This window comes from Dactylosporangium siamense (assembly GCF_016862795.1).
GTDB classification, from domain to species: domain Bacteria; phylum Actinomycetota; class Actinomycetes; order Mycobacteriales; family Micromonosporaceae; genus Dactylosporangium; species Dactylosporangium siamense.
The window spans coordinates 1-885 of sequence record NZ_BONQ01000199.1; the positions used below are offsets into that span (position 1 = coordinate 1).

The following is an 885-nucleotide window of genomic DNA, read 5'->3' on the forward strand; positions in this document are numbered from 1 at the left end:
GCCCACGCGGTACCTCGGCCTCGCAGCCGCCGCCGAGCAAGGTCGTCGCAGTCAAGCCGCTGATCGGAAGTCCGAAGAGTTCCGCGACGCGTTGAAGGCCGCTACCGCCAAAGTCCAGGCTGTCTACGCCACAAGGCCCAGACCACACACTGACCCCGTCGGCCGCCATCTACCAATACACGCCGACGCCGGCGCGACACGAACAGCGTTCACCGTCGACAACGACGTACAGGCGGATGACGACTTGGGGCTGTAGGACGCCGCGGCGACTGCGTCAGTTACGGCACCAGGGACGGCATCGGGCAATTCCGTGCCGGGTTTGGCCGGATGGTGGGCTCGAACGACGGTTGGTTGTGTGGCCAGATCAAGCCCGTCGAGCCCGGCGGCATCACCCATCGACCTGAGGCCCGCTGGATCCCAGTCGACGAACCAATGCAGGTATCGCCGACATTGAACTGCATCTCGGTGTTCGCGTCACCGGCGAGCAGCACATCGGCATTGGTTCGGAGTGAGTTGGCCCGTCGGGCATACCTCCTATCGTTCTCCTCCAGTGCGCACGTCGCGCATGCCAGCTCCCTCCCTGTCCGTCTCGGGAGGGCGGCCATGATCGGGACGGGCCGGCGCTCGGCGTGTCGTTCCCAAATTTCCTTCATGACGTGCGTGATGCGAGTAAGACTGAATCGAACAGATGTCCGCAGGAGGATGATGTTGGCAAGCGCTGATCAGCGAGCGCAGTTCATTCGCTTCTCGCTTGAGACGCTGCGCGAGCGCAACGGGCATCACACATTTGAGCTGATCTGCCTCGCGGTGGCACGCCGACGCATCGCCAGCAACCTCCTACCCGCCACCGGTCCTGTGAGCAGCGGTGGCGATCAAGGTCGGGAT

The 885-nt window shown here is 64.0% G+C and carries 2 protein-coding genes; both read left to right on the forward strand.

The annotated features are described in order from the left end of the window. The coding region (locus Dsi01nite_RS54910) for a hypothetical protein (protein ID WP_203854506.1) at positions 1 to 256 on the forward strand (256 nt) is incomplete at its 5' end. 395 nt (positions 257 to 651) lie between these two features. Further along, on the forward strand, positions 652 to 885 hold a 234-nt coding region (locus Dsi01nite_RS54915), incomplete at its 3' end, for a hypothetical protein (RefSeq protein ID WP_203854507.1).